The following is a 15305-nucleotide window of genomic DNA, read 5'->3' as shown; positions in this document are numbered from 1 at the left end:
CCCAGCCTCGGGTTTCTCAGCGAAATGATCTCGCGAGGTGACTCCGCCCAGGGAATCCCGCGAGCCGCGATGGGTCCGGCGAGTCCGGCGGTCGTACGGTAGAACCCGTCACCGAGGAGGACCTCCGATGCGCAGCGTGACCTATTCGATGGGCGTCTCACTCGACGGCTACATCGTCGGGCCGGACGGCGAGTTCAGCTGGACGGAGCCCGACGAGGAGGTCTTCCGCTTCGTCACCGACGAGGAACGCAAGGTCGGCGTCCACCTGTTGGGGCGACGGCTGTACGAGACGATGCTGTACTGGGAGACCGCCGACCAGGACCCATCGCTCGACGACTCGATGCTCGAGTGGGCCGCGCTCTGGAACTCGCTCCCGAAGGTGGTGTTCTCCACCACGCTGTCGGCGGTGCAGGGCAATGCCCGCCTGGCCTCCGGCGGCCTGGCGGAGGAGATCGAGCGGCTGCGAGCCGAGCCGGGGGAGGGCGAGATCGCGATCGGCGGCGCGATTCTCGCCGCCGAGGCGGCCGCGTCGGGTCTGATCGACGAGTACCGGGTCAGGGTCTACCCGGTACTCGTCGGCGGCGGCATTCCGTTCTTTCCCCAGCGCGAGCGCCGGGTGGATCTCGAACTCGTCGAGACCCGCACCTTCAGCTCGGGAGTCGTCTACCTCCGCTACCGCGTGGCGCGCTAGGCGGTTCGTCCGCCGAGCCCCAGGAAGAACGGGCCGGCCACTGACGTTTTCTCTGTTGCAATCTTGCGCATCCACAACCACCTCGCCCCAACCGGTAGTTGGTCAGCCCGGGTCCGCCGAGGACTCGCCCTCCGGGCCCGCCGTGCTCTTCGGCGGCCGGCCCCGGCGGGGCAGCCCGCCGACGTTGGTGGGCAGCCGGCCGGCCTGGGAGAGGGACTGGCGCAGCAGGTACTCGATCTGGGCGGTGGTGCTGCGCAGTTCGTCGCCGGCCCAGCGGACCAGGGCGTCGTGGACGGCGGGGTCGAGGCGGAGCAGGATCTGCTTGCGGTCGCTCATGGGCAGCTCGGGCTCGTCCTGTTTGTCTTGATCTACTGGTAGAGCGTACCGGTGTTGACGACCGGTTGGGTCGCCTGTTCGCTGCAGAGCACCACCAGCAGGTTGCTGACCATCACGGCCTTGCGCTCCTCGTCGAGTTCGACGATGCCCTCCTGGCTCAGCGAGTCGAGGGCCTGGCGCACCATGCCGACCGCGCCCTGGACCAGTCGCTCGCGGGCGGCGACCACCGCGTCGGCCTGCTGGCGGCGCAGCATGGCCTGGGCGATCTCGGGTGCGTAGGAGAGGCGGGTGATCCGGGACTCGACGACGCCGATCCCGGCCAGCGCGACGCGGTCGCCGATCTCCGCCGACAGGCGCGTGGTGATCTCGTCGGCATGGACGCGCAGTGAGAGCACGTCTTCGGTGCGCGCGTCGTAGGGGTAGCTGGTGGCGATGTGCCGGACCGCGGTCTCGGCCTGGATGCCGACGAACTGCACGACGTTGTCGACCGCGTAGACGGCCTTCGCGGTGTCCTCGACCTGCCAGACCACCACGGCAGCGATCTCGACCGGGTTGCCGTCGGCGTCGTTGACCTTGAGCGTGGCCGTCTCGTGGTTGCGCACCCGGGTGGAGATCTTGCGCCGCAGCGTGAACGGGTTCACCCAGCGCAGGCCGGTGGTGTGCACCGTCCCGGTGTAGCGGCCGAAGAGGGAGGTCACGCGGGCCTCGCCGGGCGAGACCGGGGTGAGGCCGAGCAGCGCGAGTGCGCCGACCACCCACAGGACCACGCGCAGCCAGCTGTCCGCACCGTGCGATGCCACGCCCGAAGCGATCGCGGCCAGTCCGATCGCGAGGGGCGCCCACCCCGGGATGTCGCGCGCGGAACGTTCGCTGATCGGGGTGAGCGGGGGTGTGGCCGGAGCCGGGTCTGTCGTCATGGGAGCGCCGCCCTCGTCGAGGTCTGTGACCTATCTTTAAAGCTCTAGCTTAGTGATATCACTTTACGGAGGCTATCGCCATCCCATCGCCTCCGGGTGAACCGGCGGCTCAGCGCCTACTGCCGACGAAACTCCGACTCAGGTCAGTAGGGTCGAGGCATGGCGACCACCCCCGACGAGCCCGCCCCCCACCGGGTGCCCGAGATCTCCTCGCTGGGCCTCGACACGCTGGTGACCGAGGTGTCCGAGCGCCTGCAGTCCGCGGCGGCCGTCACCGACCGGATGCAGCGGCTGCTGGAGGCGGTGGTCTCGGTCGGGGCGGGGCTCGACCTGCACGCGACGCTCGAACGGATCGCCTCCGGGGCGGCCGAGCTGGTGGACGCCCGGTACGCGGCGCTCGGGGTGATCTCGCCGAACGGGCACGGGCTCAGCGACTTCATCCATGTCGGGATCGACGACGCGACCGCCGCCGAGATCGGTGACCTGCCCTCGGGGCGGGGGATCCTGGGGGTGCTGATCGACCATCCCGAGCCGCTGGTGCTGGACGAGCTGTCCCGGGACCCGCGCGCGTCCGGGTTCCCGGCCCACCACCCGCCGATGCGCTCCTTCCTCGGGGAGCCGATCCGGGTGCGCGAGGAGGTGTTCGGCAACCTCTACCTGACCGAGAAGCGCGGCGGCGGCGGGTTCACGCCCGAGGACGCCCAGGTGGTGCACGCGCTCGCGGCCGCCGCCGGGGTGGCGATCGAGAACGCCCGGCTGTACGAGGAGGGCCGGCGCCGCGAGCGGTGGATCGCCGGCGCCGCCGCGGTCACCACCGCGCTGCTCTCCACCGACAAGGCGCACGACGCGCTGGCGGTGGCGGCCGAGCGGGTGCGCGAACTGGCCGACGCCGAACTTGGGATGATCATGCTGCCCACCGGTGACGGCGGTCTGCGGGTCTCGCACGCCTCGGGCCGGGACGCCGAGTACGTCATCGGCGAGCTGGTCCCGGGGGCCGGGTACGCGGCCAGGCTGCGGGACGGCGAGAGCGTCTTCATCGACGACATGTCGAAGGACCCGGCGCTGGTGATGCGCCTGGCCCGGCGCTACGGGCCGTCGATGGCGCTGCCGATGGTGGCCGGCGGGCAGGTGCTCGGCGGGCTGGTGGTCTGGCGGGCGTTGGGTGCCCGGCCGTTCAGCGACGTCACCAAGGAGCTGGCGGCCACCTTCGCCTCGCAGGCCGCGCTCGCCCTGCGGCTGGCCGAGGGGCAGCGCGACCAGCAGCGGCTGGCCGTCTTCCAGGACCGCGACCGGATCGCCCGGGACCTGCACGACCTGGTCATCCAGCGGCTCTTCGCCACCGGGATGATGCTGGAGAGCGCCGCCCGCCGGGCCGCCGTCCCCGAGGTGAGCGAGCGGATCGGCCACGCGGTGGACGAACTCGACGCCACCATCCAGGAGGTCCGCACCACCATCTACGCCCTCCAGCACGACGACCACGGCGAGCAGCCGGACACCCTGCGCACCCGAGTGCTGCGCGAGGGCAGCCAGGCCGCCGCCGCGCTCGGCTTCAAGCCCTCGATGACCTTCGCCGGGCCGGTGGAGCACCTGGTCGGTGATGCGACGGCCCGTCAACTCCTGGCTGCGCTACGCGAGATGCTCTCCAACACGGCCCGCCACGCCCGCGCCTCGCGGGTCGTGGTCGAGGTCGACGCCATCGTCCACCTGGACGACGGCGGCCGCCCGGTCTCCGGCGACCCCGAGGCCCTGGACCGCCCGGGCCGCCCCGGCGTGCTGCTCACGGTCACCGACGACGGCGTCGGCATCCCCGAGGGCGGCCGCCGCAGCGGCCTGGCCAACCTGCGTCGCCGCGCCGAGGCGCTGGGGGGCGACGCCTGGCACGAGCCGGGGCCGGACCGCCGGGGGGCCCGGGTGCGCTGGTCGGCGCGGTTGTGAACTCGCGCCAGGGGACTACGCCGTCGCAGGCTCCCAGGCGAACTCGGCCAGGTTGGCGTCCGGTTGGGCGTCGGTGAGGCGGTTGGCGAAGGTGGAGAGGGTGTAGGTGCCGATGCCGAGCACCACGTCCAGGGCGTTGCGCGGGGTGAAGCCGTGGGCCAGGAAGCCGTCCAGGGCTTCGGGGGTGGCGGCGCCCGAGGTGGTGAGCAGGTGCAGGGTGAACGCGCGGACGGCGGCCAGCCGCGGGTCGGGCAGCGGGGTGCCGGCGCGCAGTGCCTCGATCACGGCGGGGTCGGCGCCGAGCTTGCTGAGCTTGGCGGTGTGCATGGCCACGCAGAGGTGGCAGATGTTGCGGGTGGCGATGGTCATCACGACCACCTCGCGGGCGAGCGGGTCCAGCGAACTGCGCTCGAAGCGGGCGCTCAGGTCGAGGAAGCCGGTGAGCAGTTCGGGGGACTCGGCCATCAGGCCGACCGCGCCGGGCAGGTAGCCGAGGTGGCGGTGGGTGGACTCCATGGCGGCGCGGGCCGCGGCCGGGGCGGATTCGACGGTGTGGGTCGGGAAGTACTGTCGGGACATGACGGATCGGTCTCCTCGTTAAGCCGTGCAATGGACAACGTGGTTGACTAAAAACGTAAACCAGGTTGTCGATATAGGCAAGAGAGAGCAAGGGGTGTCCGCGATGAGCGAGGCCGTGCCGGAGCGGGAGAGTCACGGGTTCGAGCTGCCACTGCTGCTCTTCGCGGGCTTCCGCTCGATCATCGACCAGTTGCACGCCGAACTGGCCGAGCAGGGCCACCCGGATGCCCGCCCCGCCCACGGCTTCGCCCTGCAGGCTGTGGGCCCGCAGGGCGCGAGCGCGAGCGAGGTGGGGCGGCGGCTGGGCGTCTCCAAGCAGGCGGCCGGCAAGACGATCGACCGGCTGGAGGCGCTCGGTTACGTGCTGCGGGTCGACGATCCGCTCGACGCCCGGCGCAAGCTGGTCCGGCTCACCCCGCGCGGCGTGGACCTGCTGGCCCGCTCCGCAGCCGTCTTCGAGCGGCTGCGGGCCGACTGGGTGGCCCGGTTGGGCGAGCAGCGGGTGCGCGAGCTGGAGCGGGACCTGCGGACCATGGTGCCGGCGGGGTTCTTCCGGCTGGACGTGGCGGGGTGGTTCGGGCAGTAGGCAGTAGGCAGTAGGCAGTGGGCAAGCGGCGCGGGTCAGCGGGTCAGCAGCGGCAGGCCGACCGCGAGGCCGAGCAGCAGGGCGAAGAAGACCGCCGCGTACGGGCTGGCCAGGTTGAACGTCCAGCCGATGCCGAACCGCTTGGGCACGAAGAACGAGGAGTCCGCCGGGTTGACGTAGACCAGGCCGCCCAGGCGCCAGTACCGGTCGTCGTCCTGGTGCTCCACCGGCGCGGCCGGTGCTGCTGATGCCGCGGGGTCGTCCTGCTCGGCCGGGATCCGGCTGCCGTTCTGGCCGCTGCGGATCGCCACCACGAGCAGCACGGCCAGTCCGATCGCCGGCGGGAGCAGCACCGGCAACACCGACAGGGTGCGGGCGCCGTTCCAGATCTGCCAGGCCGCCAGGGTGATCGACAGGTCGGCGCAGGCCGTCAGCAGCATCAGGCAGCGCGCCATCCGGCCCAGGAACCGGCGGTGCTGACCGGCCGTCACTTTGGCGCGGGCCGGGTCCAGATCGGGCCGGGCGCGGAAGGTCAGCCAGGTGACCAGCACCAGCAGCAGGGTGATGCCGACCTCGGCGAAGACCGGTGCGAAGGCGCTGCCCACCGACTTGGCCGCCAAGTGGTCCGCGTGGCCGGGGCCGTTGTAGTGCGTCGGCAGCCGGTCGGGCATCGACGGGTAGCGCACGATGCCCGCCACCAGCGTCCCGGCGGTCAGCAGCGCCGAGGGCAGCACCCAGAGCCACGGGAAGCGTGCGGGGTCGGTGCGCAGCGAGGTGTCCACGGCGACCCCCTGGCGCAGGCCGTGGAACCACTGCTCGCGCTGCTTGACCGCGGCGATCGCCTGGTGCGCGCGCAGGTAGCCGACGATGCCGACCGCCAGGATCGCGACCAGCGTCAGTGCCCAGGGAACCATGGTGCGCATGCTCAGCGCCCAGACCGTCCCCGCCACGAACGCCGTGCCCCCGACGAGCGTGACCCAGTAGCGGTAGGCCCGGCGCTGCTCGGCGATCACCGGCGCCTGGGTCCGCCCGGTCGGCACCCGCACGCCGAACGGCACGGTGGCCATGGTGAGCGAAGGCGTCAGCCAGAGCGCGAGCAGGAGCAGCAGCGGCACGAGGGCCTGGACCAGTACGGCGGTGGTGCTCACGTCAGTTCTCCCAACTCCGGTGCGGTGATGACGGTCGGCAGGCCGAAGCCGGTGAGCGTGGCGGCGCAGGCGGTCAGCACGGCGGGGCCGTCCAGGCCCTGCGCCACCGCCTCCGCGAGCAGCGTGCGCAGCCGCGCCTGCCACTGCTCGGCGAAGGCGGCCGGCGGCGGCCCGGAGGTCGGATCGCGCTGGACCACCGCACCGCTCTTGCGGTTGAGGATCAGCAGGCCCTCCTGCCGCAGCAGGTCGTAGGCCTTGTTCACGGTGTGGAAGTTGATCCCCAGGTCGGCCGCGAGCTGCCGGGTCGAGGGCAGCGGGCTGCCCTCGGCGACCTCGCCGAGGGCGATGGCCGCCACGACGCTGTCCCGGATCTGCTGGTAGATCGGGACCTCGCTGCCCAGGTCGAGGGTGAGGATCACGGTGGCTCCCTGTCCTGTCGGTCTGCTCTATTACTTATAGAACAGCTGCCCGGATGATGGCAAGGCGTCAACTGGCCTTCCGCGCGTCCCGGTAGCGCCCGGGGGTGGTGCCGAACGCCCGGTTGAAGGCGTGCGAGAGCGCGTACGGCGAGCCGTAGCCGACCCGGCGGGCGATGGTGTCGATCGGCGCCTGGGTGTCGCGCAGCATGGTGGCCGCGGTGGTCATCCGCCACCAGGCCAGGTAGGCCATCGGCGCCCGTCCCACCAGCGCGGTGAACCGCCGGGCCAGGGTGGCCCGGGAGACCCCGACCCGGGCGGCCAGCAGCTCGTTGCTCCAGGCGTGTTCGGGCGCCTCGTGCAGCGCGCGCAGCGCGTCGGCCACCACCGGGTCGGCCAGCGCCGCCGACCAGCCGGTGCCGTCCGACTCCGCCATCCAGGCCCGCACCAGGTAGACCAGGAGGAGGTCGAGCAGCCCGGGCAGCACCACCCCCGCCCCCGGCGCGCCTTGTGTCACCTCGCGGCCCAGCAGGTCGATCGCGGACCGCAGTTCGGGGTGACCGCCGACCCGGTTCGGCAGGTGGACCACGGCCGGCAGCTCGGCCATCAGCGGGTGCGGGTGGCTGCGGTCCAGCCGGTACTTCCCGCAGAGCAGCTCGGCCGCCCCGGGGGTCTCGGGTGGGGGCGGGGTGGCGCCGCGGGCCGCCCACTCCTCGAAGACGGTTGCCCGAGCGATGGCCTGACGCTCCATCGGGCCGCTGGCCAGCACGTGCCCGGTGCCGTGCGGCAGCAGCACCACGTCACCGGTGTTCAGCGTGACCGGCGCGCCGCCGCCGTCCGGCAGGAGCCAGCAGCCGCCCCGCAGTACGACGTGGAAGCCGGCGCCCTCGTAGGCCGCCAACCGGGCGCACCAGGTCCCGGCCACCCGCAGCCGGGTGGAGGAGGGCCGGCCGACCCGGACGGCCGAGATCGCGTCGCTGAGTACATCCATGCGGCTCAGCGTAGCCACGGTGAGTCGCTCGCGTATCCGGTTGAGCTGATTACGCATTGAGACGCTCATCGATGGCTCCCTAGGCTCGTGAACAACGGACGGGACGAGAGAAGGAGCGGGGAGCGATGGAACACCTCATGTTGGGCGAGGTCGAGGTCGGCAAGGTGGTGGAACGTCAGGGGGCGTTCCTCCCGGCGGCGACGATGTTTCCGCAACTCCGGCCGGAGGCCTGGCGGGACAACCGGGAGTGGCTGGCCCCGAACTTCTGGGAGCCGGAGAGCGGCCTGGTGCAGGGCGCCGTGCAGACCTGGGTCCTGCGCAGCGAGGGGCGGACGATCCTGGTCGACACCGGGGTCGGGAACGGTCGGCACCGCCCGCACACCCCGCAGTTCGCCGACTGGGACACCGAATTCCTGGACCAGCTGGCGGCCGCCGGGGTGCAGCCGGCGGACGTCGACGTGGTGGTCAACACCCACCTGCACGCCGACCACGTGGGCTGGAACACCGAATGGCGAGACGGGAGTTGGCAGCCCACCTTCCCCAACGCCCGCTACCTGGTGCCGGCGTCCGACTTCGCCGCCGCCGGGAACGCCGACCCCGACTCGGGCAAGGGGCACCTCTACGCCGACAGCATCGCCCCGGTGCACCGGGCCGGACAGGTGGAACTCTGGTCGGACGGCTACCGGATCGACGGCAACCTGGCCCTCGAGGCGGCGCCGGGGCACACACCCGGGTCCGCGGTGCTGCGGCTGGCCTCCGGGGGCGACCGCGCGGTCTTCGTCGGCGACCTGCTGCACAGCCCGCTGCAGATCCTGGAGCCGGCCCGCAACAGCTGCTTCTGCGAGGATCCGGCCCAGGCCGCCGCGAGCCGCCGCCGGGTGCTCGAACGGGCGGCGGACCAGGGTGAGTTGGTCGTACCGGCGCACTTCGGGGGCACCGGGATCGCCGAAGTGCGCCGGGCGGGCGACACGTTCGCGATCACCGGGTGGGCGGGAGCGGCCGCCTGACGGTGCGCAGCGGGAGGCGGCGCGGCCGCAGGATGGTGGTCAGCCGCACCGGCGCCGGGCGGGTGCCGGGGGCCGGGGCCAGCTCCCAGCGGGCCAGCACGGTGGCCAGTGCGATCACCGTCTCGGCCCGCGCGTAGCCTTCGCCGATGCACTGGCGGGGGCCGTTCGAGAACCCGCCGAAGGCCCACCGGGGCAGCGCGGCCGCCCGCTCGGGCTGCCAGCGGTCGGGGTCGAAGCGGGTGGGGTCGGCGAAGATCCGCGGGTTGTGGTGGGCGACGTACGGGCTGAGCACGACGTAGCTGCCGGGCGGCAGGGTGCGGTCGGCCAGCTCGGTGGTGCGGGTCGTGGTGCGCAGCAGGATCCAGCCGGGCGGGTAGCGGCGCAGCGACTCGGTCAGCACGTTGGCGGTGTAGGGGAGGTGCTCGACGTCCTGGTAGGTGGCGGCCCGCCCGCCGAGGACGCCGTCGATCTCCGCCTGGAGCCGCGCGGCCACCTCGGGATGCTCCAGCAGCAGCCGGCAGGTCCAGGCCAGCTGGGCGGCGCTCGTCTCGGTGCCGGCCAGCAGCAGCGTCAGCACCTGGTCGTGGACCTCGGCGTCGGTCAGCGCCGACCCGTCCTCGTCCCGGGCGGCGAGCAGCCCGGAGAGCAGGTCGCCGCGGTCCACGCCGCGCTCGCGGTAGTCGCGCACCAGCTCGCAGACCGTGGCCCCGAGCGCGGCGACCGCGGCGTGGTAGCGGCGGCCTGCGGGCAGCGGCGGCAGCAACACCCGCCGCAGCGCGCCGGCGAACGCGTGCTCGAACGACTCCTGCAGCCGGTCGACCAGGGCGTCGGGGACCTCGGTGGCGAGCAGGCTGCGGGCGACCACCCGCAGGGTGTAGCGGTAGAAGGCGGGGAAGGCGTCGATCGTCGCGCCGTCGGTCCACCCCCGGGTCAGCTGCTCGGCCTCACGGGTCATCACCTCGGCGTATCCGGGCAGCCGATCGGCCCGGAACTCGGGCTGCAGCAAGCGCCGTTGGCGCCGATGATCACGGTGCGGGCAGGTGGCCAGGCCGTTGCCCAGGATGTCGCGGAAGCGCTGGTAGAACGGCCCGCCCTTGTCGAAGGTCCGGTCGTCCGCGTAGACCTGCCGGAGCAGCTCGGGGTGGCAGGGCACCTGGACGCGATGGGTGCCGAGCCGGAATTCCACCAGGTCGCCGAAGGCGGGGAGGCCGGCGAGGAAGCCGGCCGGATCCCTGGCCAGCCGGGGCAGGTGCCCGAGCAGGGGGAGGGCGCCGGGGACGGTGGCGCTGGTGAGGTTGCCGCTCATCGGACTCCGATCGAATCGAACCTGTGGCGTGACTCGAAAAAAATTCTGCCCACCTGATGTAACGCCAACTGCTCCCCACACCGTCATAGGGCGGATGGTCCAGATCGGGAGTGGTGATGACCAAGAGCAGCAGTAGCGCGCGCGAAGCGATGGAGGACGAGTTCCTCGCCTTCGCGGCCGGACGCTCGGGACAGCTGTACCGCTCCGCGTACTTCCTGACCGGGGGCGACGGGCATCTGGCCGAGGACCTGGTGCAGGAGACGCTCGGGCGGATGTACACGCACTGGCACCGGACCACCAGGCCCGAGCGGTCGGGGCAGATAGCGGACCCGGCGGCCTACGCGCAGACCGTGCTGGTCCGCCAGTTCCTCTCGCACCAGCGGCGGCGCAGCAACCGGGAGCGGCCCGCGGCCGTGCTGCCGGACCGCACGGGGCACGAGGTGGACGCCAGCCTGCGGATCACGCTGACCGAGGCGCTGGCCCAGTTGCCGGCCAAGGACCGCGCGGTGCTGGTGCTGCGGTACTGGGAGGACCGCAGCGTCGAGGAGACCGCGACGGTGCTGCGCGCCAACGCCGGAGCCGTGCGCACCCGCAGCGTGCGGGCGCTGGCCAGGCTGCGGGTGCTGCTCGGCGACTCGCTGGCCGAACTCGCCGTCCGCTGACCGACCCATCCAGCCTCCAGCAGCTTCAGCTGCAGCCTCAGACCGAGAGACGGTGACCCCCTATGCCAGCCGATCCGCAGCCCGACCCGGACTTCGAGGACGGGCTCGTCCGCGCCTTCGACCGAGCGGCCGAGGACGTCCGGAGCGTGGCCGAGCCCCTGGTGACCGGTGGCCTGGCCCGTGGCCGGGTCCGCCGTCGGCGCCGCCGGATCGCCGCGATCGCCGGCAGCGTCACGGCGCTGGCGGTGATCGGCGCCGGCGGCCTGTTCACCGCCGCGCTGGGCGTCGGCCACCCGGTGCCCACCTCGCACGCGTTGACCGCGGCGGCCACGAGCGCGCCGCCGCGGCTGGACACGGGCGTCAACATCCTGCTGATCGGGCTGGACAGCCGAAAGGCGATGGACGGCAGCGACCTGCCGGGCCCGTTCGTCCAGGACCAGTTGCACGCCGGTTCCAGCAGCGACATCGGCGGCTACAACACCGACACCCTGCTGGTGCTGCACGTCCCGGCGGGCGGTGACGGCAAGGTCCAGGCGGTCTCCATCCCCCGCGACGACTACGTGCAGTCGGCCGGTGCCGACGGGAAGATGCACAAGATCGAGGAGGTCTACGGCATCGCCAAGGCCACCGCCGAGGCGAAGCTCCAGGGCACCGGCCTGTCGCCCGCCCAACTGGAGCAGCAGACCCGCGAGGCCGGCCGCACCGCCACCATCGAGACCGTCCAGCAGTTCCTCGGCGTGCCGATCGACCACTTCGCCGAGTTCAACCTGCTCGGCTTCTACGACATCGCCCAGGCGGTCGGCCCCGTCCAGGTCTGCGTGAACCACGCAACCTCGGACCGGGACTCCGGAGCCGACCTGCGGGCCGGCCTCAACACCCTGGACCCGGCCCAGGCGCTGGCCTTCGTCCGGCAGCGGCACGGTCTGCCCAACGGCGACCTGGACCGAACGCACCGCCAGCAGGCCTTCGTGGCCTCGGTGGTGCAGAAGCTCAAGACGGACGGCGTCCTCGGCGTCCTCGGCAAGACGCAGCAGTTGCTGAACCTGGTGCGCAAGGATCTGGTGATCGACGACCAGTGGAACCTGCTGGACTTCATGCAGCAGGTGCCGGACCTGGTCGGCGGCAACGTCGAGTACAACACCCTGCCTGTCAGCGGGTTCGCGACCGTCACCGGCGAAGGACGCAGCGAGGACGTCGACACGGTCGACCCGGCGCTGATCCGGCGAATTGTGCAGCAGCGGTTCGGGGACAACCCGGCCACCTCGGGCACCGTGGCGCCGGGCACCGCGGCGCCTGACCCGAACGCCGCACTGCCCGCGCAGGGGTCAGCGGTCCACGGCGAAGGGATCCCTTGTGTCAACTGACTCCACACCGCGGACAGTTGCCCGCCACCGGCCCAGACCGCAGCAGCGGCCCCGCGCGGCAGCCGCCGCCGCGCCGTTCGCCGTCGGGCTGCCGTTGCTGGGCGCCGTGCTGGACGAGGCGACCAGCGGCGGGATCGGCCGGGCGTTCGCCGTCGGTGCCGTGCTCGGCACGCTGCTGGCGGCCTGGGTCTGCGGCCCGGCGGGCCGCTGGTGGGTGGTCACCGCGCCGCCGGTCCTGGTGCTCGGGCTCACGGCGGGCGCCGAACTGCTCTGCCACGGCGACAAGTACCGGGGCAAGGCGCTGACCACCGGCGCGGTGCGCTGGGCCGTCCACGCGTTCCCGGTGACCGCCTGGTCGATCGGGGCCGCGCTGCTGGTGATCGCGATCCGCTCGGCGGCCGAGCGCCGCAGGCGGCTTCAGCCGGGGGAGTAGTCGACCACCCCCACCGCGTAGCGCGCCGCCAGGGCGGTCACCGCCCTGGCGACCGCCGCCCGCAGGTCCGGCGGGCCCAGGACCTCGGCCTCCGGGCCCAGCCGGAGCAGGTCGCCCACCGCCACCGGCAGCGCTTCCACCGGCAGCGTCACCCGGACCCACCCGTCCTCGTCCGGCGGTCCGGCGCTCTCCAGGGCCCGGGCGCCCGCCGCGCCGAACTGGGCGGGCAGCAGCCGTAGGGCGCGCGGCGAGAGCCGCAGGTCGGCGTCCTGCTGGTAGAGCATCCCGTTCAGCCGCTCGCTGGATTCGGCCCAGTGCGCGGCGAGATCGAAGTCCGCCGGGCGCTCGAAGGTCTGCTCGGTCAGTGCCACGGACAGGAAGCGGGAGACCCGGTAGGTCCTGGGGAGGTCCGGTGCGGCTGCCACCAGGTACCAGATGCCGCCCTTGAGGACGAGCCCCAGCGCCCGCAGCTCGCGTCGTACCGGGCCGTTCCAGCGCCGGTACTCGCAGCGCAGCACCCGCTGCTCCCACACCGCCTGCGCGAGGTCGCCGAGCCACGGCACCGGGTCGGCCTCCCGGAACCAGGCGGGCGCGTCCAGGTGGAAGCGGTCCCGCACCCGCTGGGCCCGTTCCATCGAGCCGCTCGGCAGCGCGGCCTGCAGCTTGAGCTGGGCGGTGGCCAGGGCGGCGCCCAGCCCGAGATCGCGGGCCGGGCCGGGCGCACCGGCCAGGAAGAGCGAGCCGGCCTCGGCCTCGGTGAGCCCGGTGAGTCGGGTGCGGTAGCCCTCCACCAGCCGGTAGCCGCCGGCCGGGCCCCGCTCGGCCAGCACCGGGACGCCGGCCGCGCCGATGGCCTCGATGTCCCGGTAGACGGTGCGGACCGAGACCTCCAGCTCGGCGGCGAGCACCGGCGCGGTCAGCGGGCCGCGGTTCTGCAGCAGCAACAACAGGGAGAGGAGCCGATCGGCGCGCATGGCCGACATTCTGCTCGGATACCTGACAGAAGGTGTCAGGTATGCCGAAGAAGCTGGTCCCGCACCCCAATTCCTGGAGAGGACCGCACGCATGACCAACGCCAGCACCACCAGCACTGCCACCACCACTGGCACCACCGGCCAGTTCACCTCCGCCAACTGGGTGGAGACCGTGATCGCTCCCGCCGAGCCGACGACCGTCCCGCGCCTGGCCCGCGCGGCCGTCACCAACGACTTCGCCGGCGGCATCACCGCCGCCGGCAGCTGCGAGTACACCCTGGTCTACGCCACCGAGAAGACCGGCGGCTTCAACGGCCTGGAACTGCTCACCGGCACCCTCGACGGCCGCCCCGGCAGCTTCGTGCTGGACCATCGCGGCAGCTTCACCGAGGACGGCACGATTCACTGCGAGTTCGAGGTGGTCCCCGGCTCGGGCACCGGAGCGCTGGCAGAGCTGCGCGGCAGTGGCAGCTTCCGCGCGCGTCCTGGTGAGTCGGTCGTCCCGTACGTCTTCAGCTACGACCTCGGGCAGGAGATCGGCCGCGGCGGACCGGCCTGAACCTGACGGACCGTCAGCAGTGGGCCGCCCGGCCGCCGGTCGGGCGGCTTCGTGCCGTTCTGGTGTAGTCCACTCATTCGTCTTGCCTGGAAGGTCAGTTGTGCATTTAGTTGAACATTAACGAGAGAGAACTTCCCGGCCAATAGACGTGCCGAACGGTGATCGGCCCTATCTGGGTCCAGCTCTGCACACATACGGTTGGGCCGGTTGGGTGCCGAGCACGGGATCTCTACGCGACGCCCACGTGTCCCGGCAACCCTCGGGGTCGCGTGGCGCCGGGGACAGGGGCGGGTGGGGCCTGGTGGGCCGAGAAGGCGGGGGTCGGGTCGGCACGGACCCGGTCCGGGGCGGATTTCAGGTCGAGCGTACGGCGAACGGGCGTTACCAGTGGCAGCTGAAGGCACCGAACGGACGGATCGTCGCGGTCTCGTCCCCGGTGTACGACTCGCCGCAGGAGGCGGACCGGGTGTTCGCGGCCCTGCGCGCGGACGCGGCCGAGTTAACGGCGCGCATCACTCATGTGAGGGACGGGATCGGCTGGATCTGGGTGGTGCCCGGCTCGCGGGGGGTGCCGGATGCGCGCTCGAACCGGGCGTACGAGCGGTACGCCACCTGTCAGAACTCGTTCCGGCGCTTCGTGGCGCTGCTGGAACGGCAGGCGGGCGAGTCGCGGGAGCGCTCCCCCGAACCCGTGGTGACAGAAGAAGCGGCAGTACCGGCAGCACCCCCGGTACCCGCAGCACCCGCAGCACCTGAAGCGCCCACGCCGCCGCTGAGATCCGGCGGCGATGCCTGAACGCCCCGCTGTGCGCGGCCCGCGCCTGCTCGCCGTGCAGGGTGCGGGCCGGTCGGTCGGCTGGTCGCTGGCGGCCGGCAACGGGCGCCAACTCGCGGTATCCGCAAGGCTCTACCGATCCGAGCCGGAACTCGTCGCCGCGCTGCGCGAGTTGCTCATCGAACGGGCCTCGCTGCGCTACGCCTTCACGCAGGACCAGCTGCGCGCCTGGTGCTGGTCGGCCTATCTGCCGCCGCGCAGCACCCGCCCGGATCCGGCCGGCGAGGAGCCCGTCGCCCGCAGCGCGCGCGGTTATCTGCGGCGCGACCAGTGCCGGCAGGGTGTCGAGGGCTTTCGCAGTGGACTCAACGCGCTGGAACGGGAGTTGCGCAGCACCGGCGGCGAGGGCCGGTGGCCGTGGTGAGGCCTGGAGGTTGCCGGTTGCGACCCGAATCGCCACCGCGAGAAGAACGTCAGGCAGTGGCAGGGCCCCGGAGGGCGATGCGACAGTCCACGAACCGATGCTCCAGGCCTGCGAGTAAACCTCCATGTCGACAAATCCCGAAAGTTCACCGGCACTCCCGCAGATGAGAAGGGAGCTTCCGGCGCCGCCGCCGACTGGACAG

18 protein-coding genes are annotated in these 15305 nt (G+C 72.5%); 10 read left to right on the top strand and 8 right to left on the bottom strand.

What is annotated here, in order from left to right; genetic code table 11:
- The first annotated feature begins 127 nt into the window (after positions 1–127).
- Positions 128–691: a dihydrofolate reductase family protein gene (locus ABH937_RS03495; RefSeq protein WP_370217176.1), complete on the top strand. Its 564-nt coding sequence runs from the start codon at positions 128–130 to the stop codon at positions 689–691.
- A 102-nt stretch (positions 692–793) separates the two neighbouring features.
- On the opposite strand, the gene ABH937_RS03490 is transcribed toward ABH937_RS03495, so the two are convergent.
- Positions 794–1027 (bottom strand): hypothetical protein, encoded by a 234-nt coding sequence (locus ABH937_RS03490; protein ID WP_280691196.1) that lies wholly within the window; start codon positions 1025–1027, stop codon positions 794–796.
- A gap of 32 nt (positions 1028–1059) precedes the next feature.
- Entirely contained in the window at positions 1060–1944 is an 885-nt protein-coding gene (locus tag ABH937_RS03485) for an SPFH domain-containing protein (protein WP_370217174.1), read from the bottom strand.
- Between the two features lie 159 nt (positions 1945–2103).
- On the opposite strand from ABH937_RS03485, the gene ABH937_RS03480 reads away from it, so the two are divergent.
- Positions 2104–3879: a GAF domain-containing sensor histidine kinase gene (locus tag ABH937_RS03480; RefSeq protein WP_370217172.1), complete on the top strand. Its 1776-nt coding sequence runs from the start codon at positions 2104–2106 to the stop codon at positions 3877–3879.
- Between the two features lie 15 nt (positions 3880–3894).
- Here the strand turns inward: ABH937_RS03480 and ABH937_RS03475 are convergent, their stop codons facing one another.
- Positions 3895–4458, bottom strand: coding sequence for a carboxymuconolactone decarboxylase family protein (locus tag ABH937_RS03475; RefSeq protein ID WP_280691193.1), 564 nt, complete (start codon positions 4456–4458; stop codon positions 3895–3897).
- Positions 4459–4561: 103 nt separating this feature from the next.
- Between ABH937_RS03475 and ABH937_RS03470 the strand changes: the two genes are divergently transcribed.
- Entirely contained in the window at positions 4562–5044 is a 483-nt protein-coding gene (locus ABH937_RS03470) for a MarR family winged helix-turn-helix transcriptional regulator (RefSeq protein WP_370217170.1), read from the top strand.
- A 35-nt stretch (positions 5045–5079) separates the two neighbouring features.
- On the opposite strand, the gene ABH937_RS03465 is transcribed toward ABH937_RS03470, so the two are convergent.
- The 3 genes from ABH937_RS03465 to ABH937_RS03455 all read right to left on the bottom strand — a co-directional run bounded on the left by ABH937_RS03465 (position 5080) and on the right by ABH937_RS03455 (position 7599).
- Entirely contained in the window at positions 5080–6192 is a 1113-nt protein-coding gene (locus ABH937_RS03465; RefSeq protein ID WP_370217168.1) for a DUF1648 domain-containing protein, read from the bottom strand.
- The gene (locus ABH937_RS03460) at positions 6189–6611 is read right to left on the bottom strand and encodes a GntR family transcriptional regulator (RefSeq protein ID WP_280691190.1); all 423 of its coding nucleotides are present in this window, start codon (positions 6609–6611) and stop codon (positions 6189–6191) included. Before ABH937_RS03460 ends, ABH937_RS03465 begins: the two co-directional genes overlap by 4 nt.
- Positions 6612–6678: 67 nt before the next feature.
- On the bottom strand, positions 6679–7599 hold the full coding sequence (locus tag ABH937_RS03455; protein ID WP_370217167.1) for an AraC family transcriptional regulator: 921 nt from the start codon (positions 7597–7599) through the stop codon (positions 6679–6681).
- A gap of 125 nt (positions 7600–7724) precedes the next feature.
- Here ABH937_RS03455 and ABH937_RS03450 point away from each other — a divergent pair, with 125 nt between their 5' ends.
- Complete coding sequence (locus tag ABH937_RS03450; protein WP_370217166.1) at positions 7725–8606, top strand: MBL fold metallo-hydrolase; 882 nt, start codon at positions 7725–7727, stop codon at positions 8604–8606.
- Here the strand turns inward: ABH937_RS03450 and ABH937_RS03445 are convergent.
- Entirely contained in the window at positions 8578–9912 is a 1335-nt protein-coding gene (locus ABH937_RS03445) for a cytochrome P450 (protein ID WP_370217164.1), read from the bottom strand. The two genes, ABH937_RS03450 and ABH937_RS03445, sit on opposite strands and share 29 nt — an antisense overlap.
- A 116-nt stretch (positions 9913–10028) precedes the next feature.
- Here ABH937_RS03445 and ABH937_RS03440 point away from each other — a divergent pair, with 116 nt between their 5' ends.
- From ABH937_RS03440 to ABH937_RS03430, 3 genes are all read left to right on the top strand, one after another.
- A complete protein-coding gene (locus ABH937_RS03440) occupies positions 10029–10574 on the top strand; it encodes a SigE family RNA polymerase sigma factor (RefSeq protein ID WP_370217162.1) in 546 nt (181 codons plus the stop codon).
- 62 nt (positions 10575–10636) lie between these two features.
- Complete coding sequence (locus tag ABH937_RS03435; RefSeq protein WP_370217160.1) at positions 10637–11938, top strand: LCP family protein; 1302 nt, start codon at positions 10637–10639, stop codon at positions 11936–11938.
- Complete coding sequence (locus tag ABH937_RS03430) at positions 11928–12371, top strand: DUF6542 domain-containing protein (protein ID WP_280691184.1); 444 nt, start codon at positions 11928–11930, stop codon at positions 12369–12371. The genes ABH937_RS03435 and ABH937_RS03430 overlap by 11 nt, the downstream gene beginning before the upstream one ends.
- Here the strand turns inward: ABH937_RS03430 and ABH937_RS03425 are convergent.
- The gene (locus ABH937_RS03425) at positions 12356–13345 is read right to left on the bottom strand and encodes a helix-turn-helix transcriptional regulator (protein WP_370217159.1); all 990 of its coding nucleotides are present in this window, start codon (positions 13343–13345) and stop codon (positions 12356–12358) included. The two genes, ABH937_RS03430 and ABH937_RS03425, sit on opposite strands and share 16 nt — an antisense overlap.
- Before the next feature lie 91 nt (positions 13346–13436).
- On the opposite strand from ABH937_RS03425, the gene ABH937_RS03420 reads away from it, so the two are divergent.
- From ABH937_RS03420 to ABH937_RS03410, 3 genes are all read left to right on the top strand, one after another.
- On the top strand, positions 13437–13904 hold the full coding sequence (locus ABH937_RS03420) for a DUF3224 domain-containing protein (RefSeq protein WP_370217157.1): 468 nt from the start codon (positions 13437–13439) through the stop codon (positions 13902–13904).
- Between the two features lie 148 nt (positions 13905–14052).
- Positions 14053–14700: a YegP family protein gene (locus ABH937_RS03415; RefSeq protein ID WP_370217155.1), complete on the top strand. Its 648-nt coding sequence runs from the start codon at positions 14053–14055 to the stop codon at positions 14698–14700.
- Positions 14693–15103 carry a hypothetical protein gene (locus ABH937_RS03410; protein WP_370217154.1) on the top strand — a complete coding sequence of 137 codons (411 nt, stop codon included), beginning with the start codon at positions 14693–14695 and terminating at the stop codon, positions 15101–15103. The genes ABH937_RS03415 and ABH937_RS03410 overlap by 8 nt, the downstream gene beginning before the upstream one ends.
- Positions 15104–15305: the final 202 nt, after the last annotated feature.

This window comes from Kitasatospora sp. GAS1066B (assembly GCF_041262605.1).
GTDB lineage: Bacteria > Actinomycetota > Actinomycetes > Streptomycetales > Streptomycetaceae > Kitasatospora.
This window is presented reverse-complemented; position numbering and strand designations above follow the sequence as displayed.

Bases quoted from the DNA above. Each gene is read 5' to 3' on its own strand.
- ABH937_RS03495 (WP_370217176.1), top strand. From the start codon at position 128: ATGCGCAGCGTGACCTATTCGATGGGCGTCTCACTCGACGGCTACATC.
- ABH937_RS03490 (WP_280691196.1), bottom strand. From the start codon at position 1,027: ATGAGCGACCGCAAGCAGATCCTGCTCCGCCTCGACCCCGCCGTCCAC.
- ABH937_RS03485 (WP_370217174.1), bottom strand. From the start codon at position 1,944: ATGACGACAGACCCGGCTCCGGCCACACCCCCGCTCACCCCGATCAGC.
- ABH937_RS03480 (WP_370217172.1), top strand. From the start codon at position 2,104: ATGGCGACCACCCCCGACGAGCCCGCCCCCCACCGGGTGCCCGAGATC.
- ABH937_RS03475 (WP_280691193.1), bottom strand. From the start codon at position 4,458: ATGTCCCGACAGTACTTCCCGACCCACACCGTCGAATCCGCCCCGGCC.
- ABH937_RS03470 (WP_370217170.1), top strand. From the start codon at position 4,562: ATGAGCGAGGCCGTGCCGGAGCGGGAGAGTCACGGGTTCGAGCTGCCA.
- ABH937_RS03455 (WP_370217167.1), bottom strand. From the start codon at position 7,599: ATGGATGTACTCAGCGACGCGATCTCGGCCGTCCGGGTCGGCCGGCCC.
- ABH937_RS03450 (WP_370217166.1), top strand. From the start codon at position 7,725: ATGGAACACCTCATGTTGGGCGAGGTCGAGGTCGGCAAGGTGGTGGAA.
- ABH937_RS03445 (WP_370217164.1), bottom strand. From the start codon at position 9,912: ATGAGCGGCAACCTCACCAGCGCCACCGTCCCCGGCGCCCTCCCCCTG.
- ABH937_RS03440 (WP_370217162.1), top strand. From the start codon at position 10,029: ATGACCAAGAGCAGCAGTAGCGCGCGCGAAGCGATGGAGGACGAGTTC.
- ABH937_RS03435 (WP_370217160.1), top strand. From the start codon at position 10,637: ATGCCAGCCGATCCGCAGCCCGACCCGGACTTCGAGGACGGGCTCGTC.
- ABH937_RS03425 (WP_370217159.1), bottom strand. From the start codon at position 13,345: ATGCGCGCCGATCGGCTCCTCTCCCTGTTGTTGCTGCTGCAGAACCGC.
- ABH937_RS03420 (WP_370217157.1), top strand. From the start codon at position 13,437: ATGACCAACGCCAGCACCACCAGCACTGCCACCACCACTGGCACCACC.
- ABH937_RS03410 (WP_370217154.1), top strand. From the start codon at position 14,693: ATGCCTGAACGCCCCGCTGTGCGCGGCCCGCGCCTGCTCGCCGTGCAG.